This window comes from Mesorhizobium sp. M0166, from assembly GCF_040322255.1.
Classification (GTDB): domain Bacteria; phylum Pseudomonadota; class Alphaproteobacteria; order Rhizobiales; family Rhizobiaceae; genus Mesorhizobium.
The window spans coordinates 14,653-30,465 of the sequence record NZ_JAMYTD010000004.1; the positions used below are offsets into that span (position 1 = coordinate 14,653).

At 64.5% G+C, this 15,813-nt stretch carries 16 protein-coding genes; 9 read left to right on the forward strand and 7 right to left on the reverse strand.

The annotated features are described in order from the left end of the window. The first annotated feature begins 109 nt into the window (after nt 1–109). Nucleotides 110–319 carry a hypothetical protein gene (locus tag NKJ46_RS06645; protein ID WP_254815980.1) on the forward strand — a complete coding sequence of 70 codons (210 nt, stop codon included), beginning with the start codon at nt 110–112 and terminating at the stop codon, nt 317–319. A gap of 6 nt (nt 320–325) precedes the next feature. Here the strand turns inward: NKJ46_RS06645 and NKJ46_RS06650 are convergent, their stop codons facing one another. Continuing rightward, nucleotides 326–1,306 carry a GlxA family transcriptional regulator gene (locus tag NKJ46_RS06650; RefSeq protein ID WP_352663405.1) on the reverse strand — a complete coding sequence of 327 codons (981 nt, stop codon included), beginning with the start codon at nt 1,304–1,306 and terminating at the stop codon, nt 326–328. A gap of 76 nt (nt 1,307–1,382) precedes the next feature. Here NKJ46_RS06650 and bcoG point away from each other — a divergent pair, with 76 nt between their 5' ends. The 7 genes from bcoG to NKJ46_RS06685 all read left to right on the forward strand — a co-directional run bounded on the left by bcoG (nt 1,383) and on the right by NKJ46_RS06685 (nt 9,409). Then, nucleotides 1,383–2,294, forward strand: a complete 912-nt coding sequence (bcoG, locus tag NKJ46_RS06655; protein ID WP_352663407.1) for a 3-dehydrocarnitine:acetyl-CoA trimethylamine transferase BcoG — start codon at nt 1,383–1,385, stop codon at nt 2,292–2,294. Nucleotides 2,295–2,325: 31 nt separating this feature from the next. Continuing rightward, nucleotides 2,326–2,955, forward strand: a complete 630-nt coding sequence (locus NKJ46_RS06660) for an HD domain-containing protein (RefSeq protein WP_352663409.1) — start codon at nt 2,326–2,328, stop codon at nt 2,953–2,955. After that, nucleotides 2,952–4,025: a 3-hydroxyacyl-CoA dehydrogenase NAD-binding domain-containing protein gene (locus tag NKJ46_RS06665; RefSeq protein WP_352663411.1), complete on the forward strand. Its 1,074-nt coding sequence runs from the start codon at nt 2,952–2,954 to the stop codon at nt 4,023–4,025. The genes NKJ46_RS06660 and NKJ46_RS06665 overlap by 4 nt, the downstream gene beginning before the upstream one ends. A 4-nt stretch (nt 4,026–4,029) precedes the next feature. Continuing rightward, complete coding sequence (locus NKJ46_RS06670; protein ID WP_352663413.1) at nt 4,030–5,193, forward strand: acyl-CoA dehydrogenase family protein; 1,164 nt, start codon at nt 4,030–4,032, stop codon at nt 5,191–5,193. Nucleotides 5,194–5,394: 201 nt separating this feature from the next. After that, a complete protein-coding gene (locus NKJ46_RS06675) occupies nt 5,395–7,473 on the forward strand; it encodes an acetate--CoA ligase family protein (RefSeq protein ID WP_352663415.1) in 2,079 nt (692 codons plus the stop codon). Next, nucleotides 7,466–8,248, forward strand: a complete 783-nt coding sequence (locus tag NKJ46_RS06680) for a carnitinyl-CoA dehydratase (protein WP_352663417.1) — start codon at nt 7,466–7,468, stop codon at nt 8,246–8,248. Before NKJ46_RS06675 ends, NKJ46_RS06680 begins: the two co-directional genes overlap by 8 nt. Nucleotides 8,249–8,467: 219 nt before the next feature. Continuing rightward, nucleotides 8,468–9,409, forward strand: a complete 942-nt coding sequence (locus NKJ46_RS06685; protein ID WP_352663419.1) for an alpha/beta hydrolase — start codon at nt 8,468–8,470, stop codon at nt 9,407–9,409. 13 nt (nt 9,410–9,422) lie between these two features. Here NKJ46_RS06685 and NKJ46_RS06690 read toward each other — a convergent pair whose 3' ends face one another. The 3 genes from NKJ46_RS06690 to NKJ46_RS06700 form a co-directional block, all read right to left on the reverse strand. Continuing rightward, nucleotides 9,423–9,689 (reverse strand): hypothetical protein, encoded by a 267-nt coding sequence (locus tag NKJ46_RS06690; RefSeq protein ID WP_352663421.1) that lies wholly within the window; start codon nt 9,687–9,689, stop codon nt 9,423–9,425. 98 nt (nt 9,690–9,787) lie between these two features. Next, nucleotides 9,788–10,573: a DUF899 domain-containing protein gene (locus NKJ46_RS06695; protein WP_352663423.1), complete on the reverse strand. Its 786-nt coding sequence runs from the start codon at nt 10,571–10,573 to the stop codon at nt 9,788–9,790. A 162-nt stretch (nt 10,574–10,735) separates the two neighbouring features. After that, nucleotides 10,736–11,290 carry an autotransporter gene (locus tag NKJ46_RS06700; RefSeq protein WP_352663425.1) on the reverse strand — a complete coding sequence of 185 codons (555 nt, stop codon included), beginning with the start codon at nt 11,288–11,290 and terminating at the stop codon, nt 10,736–10,738. A 99-nt stretch (nt 11,291–11,389) separates the two neighbouring features. On the opposite strand from NKJ46_RS06700, the gene NKJ46_RS06705 reads away from it, so the two are divergent. Then, complete coding sequence (locus NKJ46_RS06705) at nt 11,390–12,136, forward strand: GntR family transcriptional regulator (protein ID WP_352663427.1); 747 nt, start codon at nt 11,390–11,392, stop codon at nt 12,134–12,136. A gap of 23 nt (nt 12,137–12,159) precedes the next feature. Here NKJ46_RS06705 and NKJ46_RS06710 read toward each other — a convergent pair whose 3' ends face one another. From NKJ46_RS06710 to NKJ46_RS06720, 3 genes are all read right to left on the reverse strand, one after another. Beyond that, nucleotides 12,160–13,818, reverse strand: a complete 1,659-nt coding sequence (locus tag NKJ46_RS06710) for an FAD-binding dehydrogenase (RefSeq protein WP_352663429.1) — start codon at nt 13,816–13,818, stop codon at nt 12,160–12,162. 57 nt (nt 13,819–13,875) lie between these two features. After that, nucleotides 13,876–14,862 (reverse strand): Gfo/Idh/MocA family protein, encoded by a 987-nt coding sequence (locus NKJ46_RS06715; protein WP_352663431.1) that lies wholly within the window; start codon nt 14,860–14,862, stop codon nt 13,876–13,878. Between the two features lie 371 nt (nt 14,863–15,233). Then, nucleotides 15,234–15,809 carry a YceI family protein gene (locus NKJ46_RS06720; protein ID WP_352464618.1) on the reverse strand — a complete coding sequence of 192 codons (576 nt, stop codon included), beginning with the start codon at nt 15,807–15,809 and terminating at the stop codon, nt 15,234–15,236. Nucleotides 15,810–15,813 lie beyond the last annotated feature (4 nt).

Sequence of the window (15,813 nt, forward strand, 5' to 3'; positions counted from 1 at the left end):
CTTTGCCCGGCATCGCCCATCAATCGCCTCGCTCTTGCCTTCAAACAGCCGTCACGAACCTCCTATAGTGTGGTTCGTGGCGGGAACAGAAAGAAGGAGGCGAAACGATATGCAGCACGAACGCGAAATCGACGCCCTGCTCTCATCTGGCGAGGCCGGATCGATCATCGACCGGCTGATGGCGCTGCCGCACCCGAAGCAAGGTGCGCTGAGTGCAAACGAATGGGATCGCGCGGTCGCCAGCCGCTTCGAGACCCATCTTGCGAGACAGATGCGCTCGCAGATCGACGGCAACAGCGACCGCCAGGACGCTGCCTGATCCACCCTACCTCTGGCGCAGCCTGACCGGCGCTTCGCCGAACGCTCTTGAAAACGCTCTGGAAAATGCCGCGGCGGACGAAAACCCCGTTCGCCCGGCAATGTCCGCCATGGCGATGCGCGTATCGACCACCAGCCGGCGCGCGGCGCCGAGGCGCAGCCTGAGGTAGTAAGCGCCGGGTGTTTCGCCGATCGACTTGCGAAAGATGCTTTCCAGCGTCCGTGCCGTCACCCCGGCGCGCTTTGCCACCGCGGTGATGGTCAGCGGCTGGTCGACATGCGCTTCCATCAGCCGGATGGCTTGCGCCAGCCTGGGATCGTAGCCGTCAAGACGGCCGAGTGAGACCAGCGGCTGCGCGTCGGTCGCGGCGCGCGCCTGGTCGTAGATGAAGACGCTCGCGACATCGAGCGCGACGGCCATACCGAGCCGCGTGCGAATCAGATGCAGCATCAGGTCGAAGGTCGGCGAGGCGCCGCCTGTGGTGAACACCGGGCCATCGATGACGTAGCGGTCGGGGCGCACGTCGACGCCGGGAAAGGCCGAAGAGAAATCCTCCATGTCCTCCCAGTGGGTGGTGGCGCTGCGCCCTTCCAGCAAGCCCGCGCGCGCCACCAGCCACGTACCCGCCTCGACGCCGCCGCAGGCACGTGCCGTGCGCGCCGCCCGCCGCAGTCCGGACAGCAGGGCCGATGTGGCGTAGTTTTGCGTGCCGAAACCGGCGACGACGACCAGCATGTCGGTTGCGTCAGCCGCATCGAAGCGGCCGCTGACCGCCACCGGCAGGCCGCATGTGGTGACCGGCGCTTCGCCTGTCACCGAGACCAGCTTGAAATCGAACAGCGTCTCACCGGCAATACGGTTGGCGGCGCGCAACGGATCGACGGCGGAGGCGACGCACATGATCGACGAGCCGGAGAATACCAGCAGCGTTACCTTGAGCGGCAAACGCTCAGCCCGAAAGATCGTCGGTTTTTCGTTTTTCGTCACATGATCTTCGTAAAACGCAAAACAGTTTCCGGCAAGTCAGGCATTCTTGCCCTACGTTCTATTGGGAGAGAGTCCGATGCCGCTTGCGATGAACCGTGAGGTCTTCATTACCTGTGCCGTAACCGGGTCCGGCAGTTCGCAGGACCGCAGCCCGCATGTGCCGCGTTCGCCCAAGCAGATCGCCGATTCGGCCATCGAGGCAGCAAAGGCAGGGGCTGCGATCGTCCACTGCCATGTGCGCGATCCCGAGACCGGCAAGCCTAGGCGCGACGTGCATCTCTATCGCGAAGTAACCGAGCGCATCCGCGCGGCGGACGTCGATGTCGTTTTGAACCTGACCGCCGGCATGGGCGGCGACATGGTGTTCGGCCCGCCGGAAAAGCCGCTGCCGCTGAACGAAAAAGGCACGGATATGGGCGGTGCCAGCAACCGCATGGAGCATGTGCGCCAGTGCCTGCCGGAAATCTGCACGCTCGACTGCGGCACCATGAATTTCGCCGAGGCCGACTATGTCATGACCAACACGCCCGGCATGCTGCGCGCCATGGGCGGCATGATGACGGCGCTCGGCGTCAAGCCGGAGATCGAGGCCTTCGACACCGGGCATCTGTGGTTCGCCAAGCAATTGGTCGAGGAAGAAGTGCTGAAGCCGGACGCGCTGGTGCAATTGTGCATGGGCGTGCCGTGGGGAGCGCCGGACGACCTCAACACTTTCATGGCGATGGTCAACAATGTGCCGCCAACCTGGAACTGGTCGGCCTTTGCCATCGGCCGCAACCAGATGGCCTATGTCGCGGCCGCGGTGCTAGCCGGCGGCAATGTCCGCATCGGGTTGGAGGATAATCTCTGGCTCGACAAGGGCGTGCTGGCGACCAATGCTCAGCTAGTCGAGCGGGCGGTCAGCATCGTGTCGAATATGGGCGCCAGGGTCATCGGCCCGGACGAAGTCCGCAAGAAGCTGAACCTGACGAAGCGCGCACCGCTTTGAAAGGCCGGTAGCCGGTTGGGAGGAGCCGCCGATGAAGACCGTGAAATTCACCGCCATGAAGGACGGCGACCGCGAGGACTATGCCTTCCTCACCGAGCACGAGATCGACTATGCGGCAAAGACCGGCGAGCGGCTGCTCGACGCGCTGGTCCAGCTCGACGAAGGGCTGTCTGGCTACAAGATCACCCGGCTCGGCCATTCACTGCAAGCGGCAACACGGGCCTGGCGCGACGGCGCCGACACCGACTGGATCGCCAGCGCGCTGCTGCACGATATCGGCGACATCTATGCACCCTATAATCACGACGAGTATGCGGCGTCGATCCTGAAGCCTTTTGTGCGCGAGCAATGCACCTGGGTGGTGGAGAAGCACGGCGATTTCCAGCGTCTCTATTACGCCCATCACCTCGGCGGTAATCCGCACGCCCGCGACCGTTTCGCCGGGCACATGTATTTCGACGATTGCGACGAGTTTTGCGAGCGTTGGGACCAGTCGAGCTTCGACCCGGATTATGAGACATTGCCGATCGATTTCTTCCGGCCCTTCGTGCTCGAAGTGTTCGCGCGCAAGGCCTATGACGCGTCCGTGATCCGTGCCGGCGAGCGTGTCGCCCTCACCGACCCCGCAACAGCCAGCACAAGAACCGGAGCCTCCGCATGAGCATCATCAACAAGGCGGCCGCCATCGGCGGCGGCGTCATCGGCGCCGGCTGGGTGGCGCGGCTGCTGCTCAACGGCATCGACGTGTCGATCTTCGATCCCGACCCCGAGGCGTCACGCAAGGTCGGCGAGGTGATGAAGGGCGCACGCCGCGCCTACAAGCAGATGCTGCCCGGCGGCCTGCCGAAAGAGGGCAGGCTCACCTTCGCCAAGACCATCGCCGAGGCGGCGGCAGATGCCGACTTCATCCAGGAAAGCGTGCCGGAGCGGCTCGACCTGAAGCACCGCGTGCTGGCCGAGATTGACCTTTATGCGCCGGCCAACGCCATTGTCGGCTCCTCGACCTCCGGCATCAAGCCGACTGACATGCAGGTGGCGATGAAGAAGCACCCGGAACGGTTGGTCGTCGGCCATCCGTTCAACCCCGTCTATCTGCTGCCGCTGGTCGAAATCGTTGGCGGCGAACAGACCTTTCCCGAGGCGATCGAAGTCGCCAAGGAGATGTATGCCTCGATCGGCATGAAGCCGGTGGTGATCCGCAAGGAGATCGAAGCCTTCGTCGGCGACCGCCTGCTCGAAGCGGCCTGGCGAGAGGCGCTGTGGCTGGTCAAGGACGGCATCTGCACGGTCGAGGAGCTTGACGACATCATGCGCTATGGCTTCGGCCTGCGCTGGGCGCAGATGGGCATGTTCCAGGTCTATCGCGTTGCCGGCGGCGAGGCGGGCATGCGCCACTTCATGGCGCAGTTCGGCCCGTGCCTGAAATGGCCGTGGACCAAGCTGATGGACGTGCCGGAGTTCAACGACGAGCTGGTCGAGCTGATCGCGACCCAGTCGGACGACCAGGCGCACGGTCTGTCGATCCGCGAGCTCGAAAAGATCCGCGACGACAATCTGGTCGCCATCATGGAGGCCCTGTCGAAGCAGAACAAAGGCAAAGGCTGGGGTGCCGGCGCCCTGCATAAGGACTACACCAGGCAGCTGGCCAAGCTTGCGGCGAAGAAGTCCGTTGTCTCCAAGGCGGCCGAAAAGGCCAAGGCTGAAAAGCCGAAGAAAAGGAAGAAAGGCTGAGACCATGGATTTTGGTCTTTCGGAGGAGCAGAAGCTCATCGTCGAGACGACGCGGGCATTCGTCGAGAACGAGCTTTACCCGCATGAGCGCGAGGTCGAGCGTACCGGCGTGCTGCGCCGCGAGCTGATCGAGGAGATCAAGGCCAAGGCGATCGAAGCCGGCCTCTATGCCGCCAACATGCCGGCCGATGTCGGCGGCGCCGGGCTCGATACGGTGACCTGGCTCCTTTACGAGAAGGAGCTCGGCCGCGCCAACTACGCGCTGCATTGGACTTGCGTTGCGCGGCCTTCGAACATCCTTCTTGCCGGCACGCCGGAGCAGCGCGAAAAATATCTGTTTCCCTGCATTCGCGGCGAGAAGTGGGATTGCCTGGCAATGACCGAGCCAGGCGCCGGTTCCGATTTGCGCGGCATGACGGCAACCGCCGTGCAAGACGGCGACGACTGGGTGCTGAACGGCACCAAGCATTTCATAAGCCACGCCGACATTGCCGATTTCGCCATCGTCTTCATGGCCTCGGGGGAGGAAGAGTCTTCGCGTGGCAAACGCAAGAAGATCACCGCCTTCTTCGTCGACAAGGGCACCAAGGGTTTCAGCGTGCGCGACGGCTACCGCAACGTCTCGCATCGCGGCTACACCAATGCCATCCTCGAATTCGACGATTGCCGGCTGCCGGCCAGTCAGATTCTGGGCGAGGTCCACAAGGGCTTCGACGTCGCCAATTCATGGCTCGGCGCAACGCGCCTGCAGGTCGGCGCCACCTGCCTCGGCCGCGCCGAGCGGGCGCTTGGCCACGCCATCGAATACGCCGCGCAGCGCCAGCAGTTCGGCCAGCCGATCGGCAAGTTCCAGGGTGTGTCGTTCAAGCTCGCCGACATGGCGACCGAGCTGAAGGCCGCCGACCTGATGGTGTTCGAAGCCGGCTGGAAGTACGATCAGGGCACCGTCACCGACCAGGACATGGCCATGGCCAAGCTGAAGGCCACCGAAATGCTTGCCTTCGTCGCCGACGAGGCGATCCAGATCCATGGCGGCATGGGGCTGATGGACGATTTGCCGCTGGAGCGTATCTGGCGCGACGCGCGTGTCGAGCGCATTTGGGAAGGCACGTCGGAAATCCAGCGCCACATCATCTCGCGGGCGCTGCTGCGGGCGGTGGGCGGATAGGAATTACCATGCTTGCGTTCCGTCGCGCCCCCCTCTGTCCTGCCGGACATCTCCCCCTCAAGGGGGGAGATCGGCCAGCTTTTTCGTTTTGGCCAATTATCACCGTTGCAGGCCTTGAGCCTATGACGAAGCTGCCAATCTCCCCCCTTGAGGGGGAGATGCCAAATTTTGCCAAAGAGGGCAGGGCAGAGGGGGGTATTCATGCACAAACTTGAGCGCCTTTTGCGCCCGCGGACAATCGCCGTCTTCGGTGGTGCGCAGGCCGCCGCCGTCGTGGCGCAATCGATCAAGATGGGCTTTGCCGGCGAGATCTGGCCGGTGCATCCGAGCAAGGCCGAGGTCGCCGGCCGCAAGGCCTATCGCTCGGTGGCCGAATTGCCCGGTGCGCCGGATGCCGCTTTCGTCGGCGTCAACCGGCACTTGACCATCGAGGTGGTCAAGGCACTGGCCGAGCGCGGCGCCGGCGGTGCGGTCTGCTTTGCCGCCGGCTTCCTCGAAACCGAGGCCTATGACGAAGACGGCGAACGGCTGCAGGCCGAGCTGGTCGCGGCGGCGGGCCAAATGCCAATCATCGGGCCGAACTGCTACGGGCTCATCAACTATGCCGACGGCGCGCTTTTGTGGCCCGACCAGCATGGCGGCATCAGGCTGCCAGAAGGCGGTCGCGGCGTTGCCATCATCACCCAGTCGTCGAACATCGCCATCAACATGACGATGCAGAAACGCGGCCTGCCGATCGCCTTTCTGATGACCGCCGGCAACCAGGCGCAGACCGGGCTCTCCGAAATGGCGCTCGGCCTGATCGAGGACGAGCGCGTCACCGCGCTCGGCCTGCATATCGAGGCTTTCGATTCGGTAGCCGGCTTCGAACGGCTGGCGGCGCGGGCGCGCGAACTGAAGAAGCCTGTCATCGCCATGAAGGTCGGCCGCTCCGAGCAGGCGCGGCAGGCGACCGTCTCGCATACCGCGTCGCTGGCCGGCTCAGACGCAGCGTCCGGCGCGTTCCTGAAGCGGCTCGGCATCGCGCGTGTCGATTCCATTCCGGCCTTCATCGAGGCGCTGAAGCTGCTGCACGTCACCGGTCCCCTGCCCGGCTACCGGCTGTCGTCGATGAGCTGTTCGGGCGGTGAGGCGTCGGTGATGGCCGACAGCGCCGAAGGCCGCTGGGTGATGTTTCCGCCACTCACCGCCGAGCACCGCGCGCATGTCAAATCGACGCTCGGGCCGTTGGTCGCGGTGGCCAACCCGCTCGACTATCACACCTTCATCTGGAACAACGAGCCGGCGATGACCGCCACCTTTACCGCCATGGTGTCGGGCGGCTTCGACCTCAACATGCTGGTGCTCGATTTCCCGCGCCCCGACCGCTGTTCGGACACCGACTGGTGGGCGACGCTGCGCGCCTTCGAAGCGGCACTGAAGACCAACAAGGCGCAAGGCGCGATCGTCTCCTCGCTGCCGGAGAACTTGCCCGAGGAATATACTGCCGGGCTGATGGCGCGGGGCATGGTGCCGCTGTTCGGCATTTCCGAGGCCATGGACGCCGCCCAGGCGGCGGCCTTCATCGGCTGGGCGTGGCGCGAGCCGCAGGCGCAGCCGATCGACACCTCGGCGTCTGGCGCGCCGGCCGGCGACCATGTCACGCCGGACGAGGCCGAGGCAAAGGCGCGGCTCATCGAGGCCGGGCTCTCCGTGCCGAAGGGCGAGCGCGCCGGCAACGCGGTCGAAGCTGTCATCTCCTCGATGGCGCTCGGCTTCCCGGTGGCGCTGAAGGCGCTTGGCGTCATCCACAAATCCGAGCTCGACGCGGTCCGGCTCAACCTCAGGGATGCCGAATCTGTCAGCACCGCCGCACATGATCTCGGCCCGCTCGGCACCGGGCTTTATGTCGAGCGCATGGTGCGCGACGGCGTCGCCGAGCTGCTCGTCGGCTTCACCCGCGACCCGATGTTCGGCGCGGTGATGACGCTCGGCACCGGCGGCGTGCTGGTCGAGCTGTTGCGCGACAGCGTCACGCTGATGCTGCCGGCGACCCGCGACGATATCGAGGCCGCTTTGCGCGGGCTGAAACTGTTCCCGCTGCTCGACGGTTATCGCGGCCGGCCGAAGGCCGATGTCGCAGCGGCAATCGATGCGATGTCAGGCATTGCCGGCTTCGTGCAGCAAAACGCCGGCGAGATCGAGGAGCTCGACATCAATCCGCTGATCGTCTGCACCGAGGGCAAGGGCGCCTGGATCGCCGATGCGCTGCTGGTGCTGGGAGACAAGAAGAATGGCTGAAATCATCACCACCCGCCGCGAGGGCACTATCCTCGAAGTCACGCTCGACCGGCCCAAGGCCAACGCCATCGACCTGAAGACGTCGCGGCTGATGGGCGAGACGTTCAAGGCGTTTCGCGACGATCCCGACCTGCGCGTCGCCATCGTCAAGACCGCAGGCGACAAGTTCTTCTGCGCCGGATGGGATCTGAAAGCCGCGGCCGGCGGCGATGCGGTCGACGGCGATTATGGTGTCGGCGGGTTCGGCGGCTTGCAGGAACTGCGCGATCTCAACAAGCCGGTGATCGCCTGCGTCAACGGCATGGCTGTCGGCGGCGGCTTCGAGCTGGCGCTGTCCTGCGACCTCATCTATGCGTCGGATCACTCCTCCTTCGCCCTGCCCGAAATCCGTGCCGGCACACTGGCCGATGCGGCGACGATCAAGCTGCCGAAGCGCATCCCCTATCATGTCGCCATGGACCTTTTGCTCACCGGCCGCTGGATGGACGTCGCCGAGGCGCATCGCTGGGGCCTGGTCAACGAGGTGCTGCCCAAGGACAGGCTGGAGGACCGCGTCTGGGAGATCGCCCGGCTGCTCGCCAGCGGCCCGCCGCTGGTCTTCGCCGCGATCAAGGAAACGGCCCGGGTCGCAGAATCGCTGACCTTCCAGGACGCCATGAACCGGGTGACGCGCCGGCAACTGCCAACGGTTGACGCACTCTACGGCTCGGAGGACAATCTCGAGGGTTTTCGCGCCTTTGCCGAGAAGCGCGATCCGGTGTGGAAGGGGAGATGACGCTGAGGAGATGATGGCGTTCCGTCCCACCCCCCTCTGCCCTGCCGGGCATCTCCCCCGCAAGGGGGGAGATTGGATGTCGCCCTCGCTTTCGCCAATCGCCGATGTTGCAAGACGTACGCCGTCGGCAAAGCTGCCAATCTCCCCCCTTGCGGGGGAGATGTCCGGCAGGACAGAGGGGGGTGTCCAGGCTCAACCTTGGCAGCCCGTCCAGCGCCCATGACCGACTACAAGAACCTCATCGACGCCGAGACCTGGGCGTTCATCGAGCGGACCAACTCCTATTATCCGCCCGACACGATCGACTACACCATCGCCGAGCAGCGCAAGATTTATAACCGGATGTGCCGCGAGTTCTTTGCCGGCTATCCCCAAGGCGTCACGGCGGAAACCACCGCCATTGCCACGCCATGGCATCAGGTTCCAATCCGCATCTACCGCGCTCCGGCGCCGCAAACGGCGGCGATGGTGCTTTATTTCCATGGCGGCGGTTTTATGCTCGGCGGGCTCGACAGCCATGACGACCTCTGCGCCGAGCTTTGCGGCCGCACCGGCTACGAAGTGGTTTCGGTCGACTACCGGCTGGCGCCGGAACACCTTCATCCGGCCGCCTTCGACGATGCCATCGGCGCCTTCGAATGGGCGTCGACTACTTACGAACGGCCTGTCCTGCTGTGCGGCGACAGTGCCGGCGGTAATCTCGCCGCGTCCGTCAGCCACGCGACGCGCGGCCATGCGCGCAAGCCAATCGGCCAGATTCTGGTCTATCCCGGCCTCGGCGGCGACAGCTCCGCTGGTTCCTACGTCACCCACGCGGAAGCGCCGATGCTTAACGTGCGCGACCTCGTTTTCTACAAGGACATCAGGACCGGTGGCGAGGACCGCACCGGCGATCTCACCTTGTCGCCGCTCGCCGACGCCGACTTTGCCAATCTGCCGCCTACCGTCGTGATCACCGCCGAATGCGACCCGCTGTCGTCGGACGGCGAAGCCTATCGCGACCGCATCGTTGCTGCAGGCGGGCGCGCCTGGTGGTTTGAGGAGCCGGGGCTGGTGCATGGGTATTTGCGCGCTAGGCACACGGCCGGCCGCGCCCGCTCAAGCTTTACCCGGATTGTCGATGCAGTGACGGTTCTGGGGAAAGGCGAATGGATCTGGTGAGGGTATCCCCTCCCTACTTGCGGCTACGTCGGCGCCCGGAAACCCGCCTCAGCCAAGGTCCCAGATGAAAGGCGGTCATCAGCAGGTACATCGGGACCATGCCGCCCAGCGGCGACGCCTCTTGCCCGGTCGAGCACATCATATCCGGCGCTCCGCCGAGAAGCGTCAGCAGCGCCATGGTCGCGAAGGTCGGCGCGGCCGCAAAGGACAGCCAATCGGCTGCACTATGGCCGGCCGGGCTCGCATCGCCGGTGGTTCCGCCTGCATGAATCTCGCTCATGTCCGTAGTCCTACATAGCGAGCGGGATGCGGTCGAATGAACCGTGCATCCCGCTCCTCCAATTGTCCTAGCCGCATTTCCGCGACCCAAAAGACGTTCTATTCGGTGCGGTTCCGGAACGCGGCCTCTCCGGCGTCCGACACCTCGACCCATTTTTTGTCGGGGACGGCTTCGGCGCCGTAATTGTCGTGCCAGTTCCACCACTTATACGTCGGCGTTTGCGGATAGCCCTCGGGCGAATCCTCCCAAACCTCCTGGCGGCCGAGCGGCGACAGGTCGAGATAGCTCCACACGGTCCCCATCGCCTCGTCGCCGCGGTTGTTGATGAAGTAGGTACGGAACACGCGGTCGCCGTCGCGGATGAACACGTTATGACCGTGCCATTCGTCAACGCCGAAGTCGGCATCGAAGCTGTCGGTGATGGTGTACCAGGGCATCTTCCAGTCCATCCGCGCCTTCAGCCGCGCAATGTCGGCCTGCGGTGCGCGCGAGGCGTAGGCAAGCGTGGTGTCGCGGGCGTTCAGATGGGCGAGGTTGCCAACCTGGTCCGCCCCCAGCGAACAGCCGCGGCAAGCGTGGTCGGGCCAGCCGAATACGCCGGGCTCGAAGAAGGCGCGGTAGACGATCAGCTGACGGCGGCCCTCGAACAGGTCGAGCAGGCTCACCTTTCCGTCAGGCCCTTCGAACGTATAGGTCTTCTCCACCGCCATCCACGGCATCCGCCGGCGCTCGGCGGCCAGTGCGTCGCGAGCCCGGGTCACCGACTTCTCCTTCACGAGCAGCTGCTGGCGCGCGGCCTCCCATGCGTGAGGCGAAACGACCGGTGGTGTCTTCATCGCGAGCCGCGTCGTCTGCTCGCCTGTGCCATTCTGATGTGCCGTCATTGTGCATCTCCCTTGCTGGTTTGTCGCCGCATCGCCGCGACGTCTTGCTTGGTCGTGAGATAGGATAGGGGCGATAGCGGATTGGCGAGAGTGACAAGTGTGACGCGATTCCGACGGGTTCGCTGATCACGGCCAATTTCGCCGCCCGCGTCGCCCCTGCGCTCATTCGTGCCCGGACTGCTGAATGGGCCGAGCGCCGGCCAGGTAGCGGTCGTTGTCAAACGGCTCAGCCTGGTTGCCGTCCGGGCTCCACAGCTGGCGGTGGGTTCGTGTGAGATCGCCGAGGTAGACATGCAGCGCACCCGATCGCGCACTGCCGGTATTCGCAACCGCATGCACGGTATTTGACGCCATGTGCACCACGGCAGGCGCTGCGATGTCCTGCCTTTCGGGAACATCGAGTTCGCTGCCGGCAACGGGATAGATGAAGTTCGTCTCGCTGCCCTTGTAGATGCCGATCAAGGCATCCATCAGGTGGTTGTGGGGCGGGTACTGCAGGCCGGGCGACAGCGTGATGTGATAGATCGTCAGGTTCGGGCTCGCATGCAGAAGCACCTCGTCGTCGTCTTCTTCGTGAGCGAGTGTTCCCGATGCGTGAAAACGGTTGGTGTAGTCGCCCAGGATCGTCCTTACCGCTTCGAGGGGATTTGGCCCCCTCGCGGCATTGACGATATCATCGGCAACGGCGTAGAGAGGCGAGTTGGCGGGTAAAGGCATATCAGTTATGCTCCCTGAGATGCTCAGATCATCAATCTGAGATGCTCACGCTAGCGAATGCCGATGCCAGCGTCAACCGGACAGCCAGACGGACAAAATATGAAAACGACGAAGTTGACCGCCGAACCGGCAAGACCGGCCACGGTCGAGGCGACAGCACTGTCAGCCGCCGACGTCCTTCGCAGGGAACAGGCATATGAGCAGCTGAGGAACGACATCATTGCCTGCGTGCTGCGCCCCGGTGAAGCGCTGACCGAGAAACAGATCGGCGATCGATACCAGATCAAAAAGGCGACCATCCGCGCCGCGCTGGCCCGCCTGATGCAGGAAGGGCTGGTCAGGAGCGAGCCGCGCCGCGGCTACGTCGTTGCGACGCTCAGCCTGCGGGACGTCAACGAGATCTTCGATGTCCGCAGCTTGATCGAGCCGGAAGTGTTCAGGGTGGCAGCATCGAACATGACCGAGCGCGGGCTCGAGGACATCGGGCTGGCAGCGAAAAAGGTGCTGAAACCGGAGACGCTACGCAGCCACGTCGCCTTCCTTGCGGCCGATCGTGCCTTTCGTCTGGCCCTTGCGGAGCTCTCGGGAAATCTGCGGCTGGCGCATCTGCTGGACCAGATACTCGACCAGTCGGCGCGGGTTCTCCACCTCGGGTTCAAGTCGCGCGATTTCACCCAGTTGATCATCGCCCAGCAAAAGGAACTGGTCCTGGCCTGCGAGGCAGGCGACATTTCCGGCATCGTCAAACTTGCCCGTTCGCAGTGCCTGTCTCTCAAGAAGCAGGTGCTCGAGGCTTTGCTTGCCGGTTCCAAGCTTCAGGACGTCAATTTGCAGCCCTTCGCCTAAAGCGCGTCGCGGTCGACCTTGTTTCACCCCACCGCGCGTGCCGCCGCCCGTCCAGCGCTGCGGCCGGAAAAGATGCAGCCGCCGAGAAACGTGCCTTCGAGCGCTGCATAGCCGTGCATGCCGCCGCCGCCGAAACCGGCGGCCTCGCCCACCGCGTACAGCCCCTCGACCGGTTGGCCGCCGGCGCCCAGCACGCGGCTGTCGAGGTCAGTCTCAAGCCCACCGAGCGTCTTGCGGGTCAGGATGCTGAGCCGGACCGCGATCAGTGGGCCATTGGCGGGATCGAGCAGCTTGTGCGGCCTTGCGGTGCGGATCAGCCGGTCGCCGAGATAGGCTCGCGCACCGCGCAGCGCGGTGATCTGCATGTCCTTGGAGAACGGATTGTCGAGCTGCCGGTCGCGGGCGCGGATTTCGCGCTCGACCTGCCCCAGTTCGAGCAGCGGCTCGCCGCCGGCCAATGCGTTCATGCGGGCGACCAGCGCCGGCAGCTCGGGCTCGACGATGAAATCCTCACCCTTCTCCATGAACGCCCTGACCGGCGCGGGCACGCCGCTGGTGGCGCGGCCGAGCACCTGGCGCCAGCTCTTCCCGGTCAAATCGGGGTTCTGTTCGGAACCCGACAGCGCGAACTCCTTCTGGATGATCTTTTTGGTCAGGATGAACCAGGAATAGTCGTATCCGGTGCTCATGATGTGGCTGAGCGTGGCCAGCGTGTCGAAACCGGGATAGAGCGGCACGGGCAGGCGCTTGCCGCGCGCGTCGAGCCACAGCGATGACGGGCCGGGCAGGATGCGGATCGCATGATCGGTCCAGATCGGTGCCCAGTTCCTGACGCCCTCGACATAGTGCCACATGCGGTCGCGGTTGATGAGCCTGCCGCCGGCAGCCTCGGCGATCGCCAGCATGCGGCCGTCGACATGATCGGGAACGCCGGTGATCATGCGTTTCGGCGGCGCACCCAGCCGCTGCGGCCAATTCTCCCGGACCAGCTGGTGATTGGCGCCGATGCCGCCGGAGGCGACGATGACGGCCTGCGCCTTCAGCTCGAAATCGCCGGTGATCTCGCGTGAACTCTTGCGGCCGCGCTCGGCATCGCTCGCCACCAATATCTCGCCGCGCACGCCGTCGACGACGCTGCCCGTCCGGGTCAATTCGTTGACCCGGTGACGGAATTTGAAGCGGATCAATCCGCGCTTCTCGGCCTCGCGCACGCGCTGCACGAACGGCTCGAGTACGCCGGGGCCGGTGCCCCAGGTGACATGGAAGCGCGGAACCGAATTGCCGTGGCCGACGGCATTGCCGCCGCCGCGTTCGGCCCAGCCGACTACCGGAAAGAATTTAAGGCCGCGCTGCATGAGCCAGGAGCGCTTCTCGCCGGCGGCGAAGCCAACATAGGCCTCGCCCCAGCGGCGCGGCCAGAGATCTTCCGTGCGGTCGAAGGCTGCGGTGCCCAGCCAGTCCTCGAGCGCCAGCTCATACGAATCGCGGATGCGCATGCGCCGCTGTTCGGGCGAATCGACGAGGAAGATACCGCCGAGCGACCAGAACGCCTGACCGCCAAGTGACTGTTCCGGCTCCTGCTCGACGATGATGGTCTTCTTGCCGGCCTCAGTCAGTTCGGCCGCCGCGACAAGACCGGCAAGGCCGGCGCCGACAATGATCACGTCCGCGTCGTCGGGCATCTATCTGGCCATGATCTCGTCCAAAAACCGGTCCCGATTTTTTGGGATCATGGCCGCCTAGACTGCCTCCCAGCCTTCCTTCTCGCCGGCGCGGAAGATGGCATCTATGACCTTCTGGTTGAGCACCGATTCTTCCAGGGTGAAGACGCGGTCCTGGCCGCCCTGCGCGGCCCGCGCGAAGGCCTCGACCTCGAGCCGGTACTGTTGCGTGCCGGGAAAGCGGAACACCTGCGCCTCGCTGTGGTTCTGGTTGTGCAGCTCGACGCGGTGATGGTCGTAGAGCCCGGCGTTGAACGGTGAGAACACTTCGATGAAGCCCTTCTCGCCGTGGAACACCATCACCTGCCGCGCCGCCATCTGCGTCGACAGGTAGAAGGACAGCTCGAAATCGCCGAAATCGGCTCGGATCGAGGAATAGATGTCGGTGCCGAATGTCTTGTCGCGCTCGATCGTCGCCTGGACGCGCAGCGGCTCCTTGCCTGTCGAAAAGCGCGTCGACACCGTCGGGTAGACACCGATGTCGGGCAGCGCGCCGCCGCCGAGATCGAGCTTGTTGCGCATGTTGTTGGGGTCGACATTGTAATAGGAGAACGCGCCCTGGACATGGCGCAGCCGGCCGATGGCGCCGTTGGCGATCAGCTCGCGCACCTTGATCCATTGCGGATGGTAGACGACCATGAAGGCTTCGCAGACCAGCACCTTCCTGGCATCGCGCAGCTTGATCAGCGGCGGAATGTCCTTGGCATCGAGCGCCAGCGGCTTTTCGACCAGAACATGCTTGCCGGCCTCGATCGCCTTGGCCGTCCATTCGACATGCTGCGAGGTCGGCAGCGGAATGTAGACGCCATCGATGTCGCTGGAGGCGAGCAGTTCCTCATAGGAGCCGAATGCGTGGCGCGCACCGAAGCGTTCGCCGAGCGCCCGGGCTTTCGACAGATCGCGGCTGGCGATAGCCGACAGCACGCCATTCTCCGCCTCGACGATTGCCGGCAAAAGCTGCTCGCGGCCGATCTTGGCCGTCGACAAAACACCCCATCGGAACATCAGTTTTCTCCTCTCGATTGCAGGCCTGGAGGTTTGCCCTAATTCAAGAGAAAAGCCAATGCGGGAGCATGGCGGCGAACAGGGCGATCGTCTGCGGCATGTCGGATGCCGGCGCTGCCCTCGCGGAACCTGAGTTCCTCGCCCCACGAAGTGGGGAGAGGTGGCTCGGGCGAAGCCCGAGACGGAGAGGGGCCTTTGCGGCGGCCGAATTGGCTGTTCACGCGCCCGTTATGGGCTTCGCATCATAATCAGTCCGCGCCCTGCCCTTGCAGGATTCTGGCTTGGCGGCCGTCGTCCCCCTCTCCGTCCCGGCTTCGCCGGGCCACCTCTCCCCCGCTTTGCGGGGGCGAGGAACCCAGGTCCTGCAAAGACTATCCCCTTCTACCCGTCAGCGTCATGTCGAAGTCGACGACGTTGGAATAGATCGGTGTGCCGACATCCATGCCATAGCGCGACCGCAGCACCTTACCGGTGACGTGGAATTTTATCGTGCCCGCCTTGAGGCCGCCAAGCTCGGCCGTGAACTTTTCCTGAAAGGTCTTGCCGCGCGCCGTCAGCCGGCCGGTGACAAGGGCCGACGTGTCGCCGGTGCGTTTGACGCTGGTCGAGCGGAACTGGATCTCCGGATTGTTGGCCGCGTCGAAAACCGCGTCCGAGCGGAGAAAGGCATCGATGCGGCTTTGGCCGGTACCGACGCTTTCGGGAAAGATGGTGAAATTGACCTGGGACCGGCCGACATCGCTGTTGTCGATGAGGATACTGCCCTTGAAGCGGGAGAAAGCGCCGTCGAGCCCGCCGCCGCCGAGCTTGCCGATCGAGAAGTGGATGCTGGAACTCCCCGGGCTGATCGTGTAGCTGCCGGCCGCGTCGCCAAGGGCAACGGCGGCGAAGACAGGTATGGCAAAACAAGCGGCGGCGGCCGCAAATCCGAAGATGCGCGCGTACATGGAA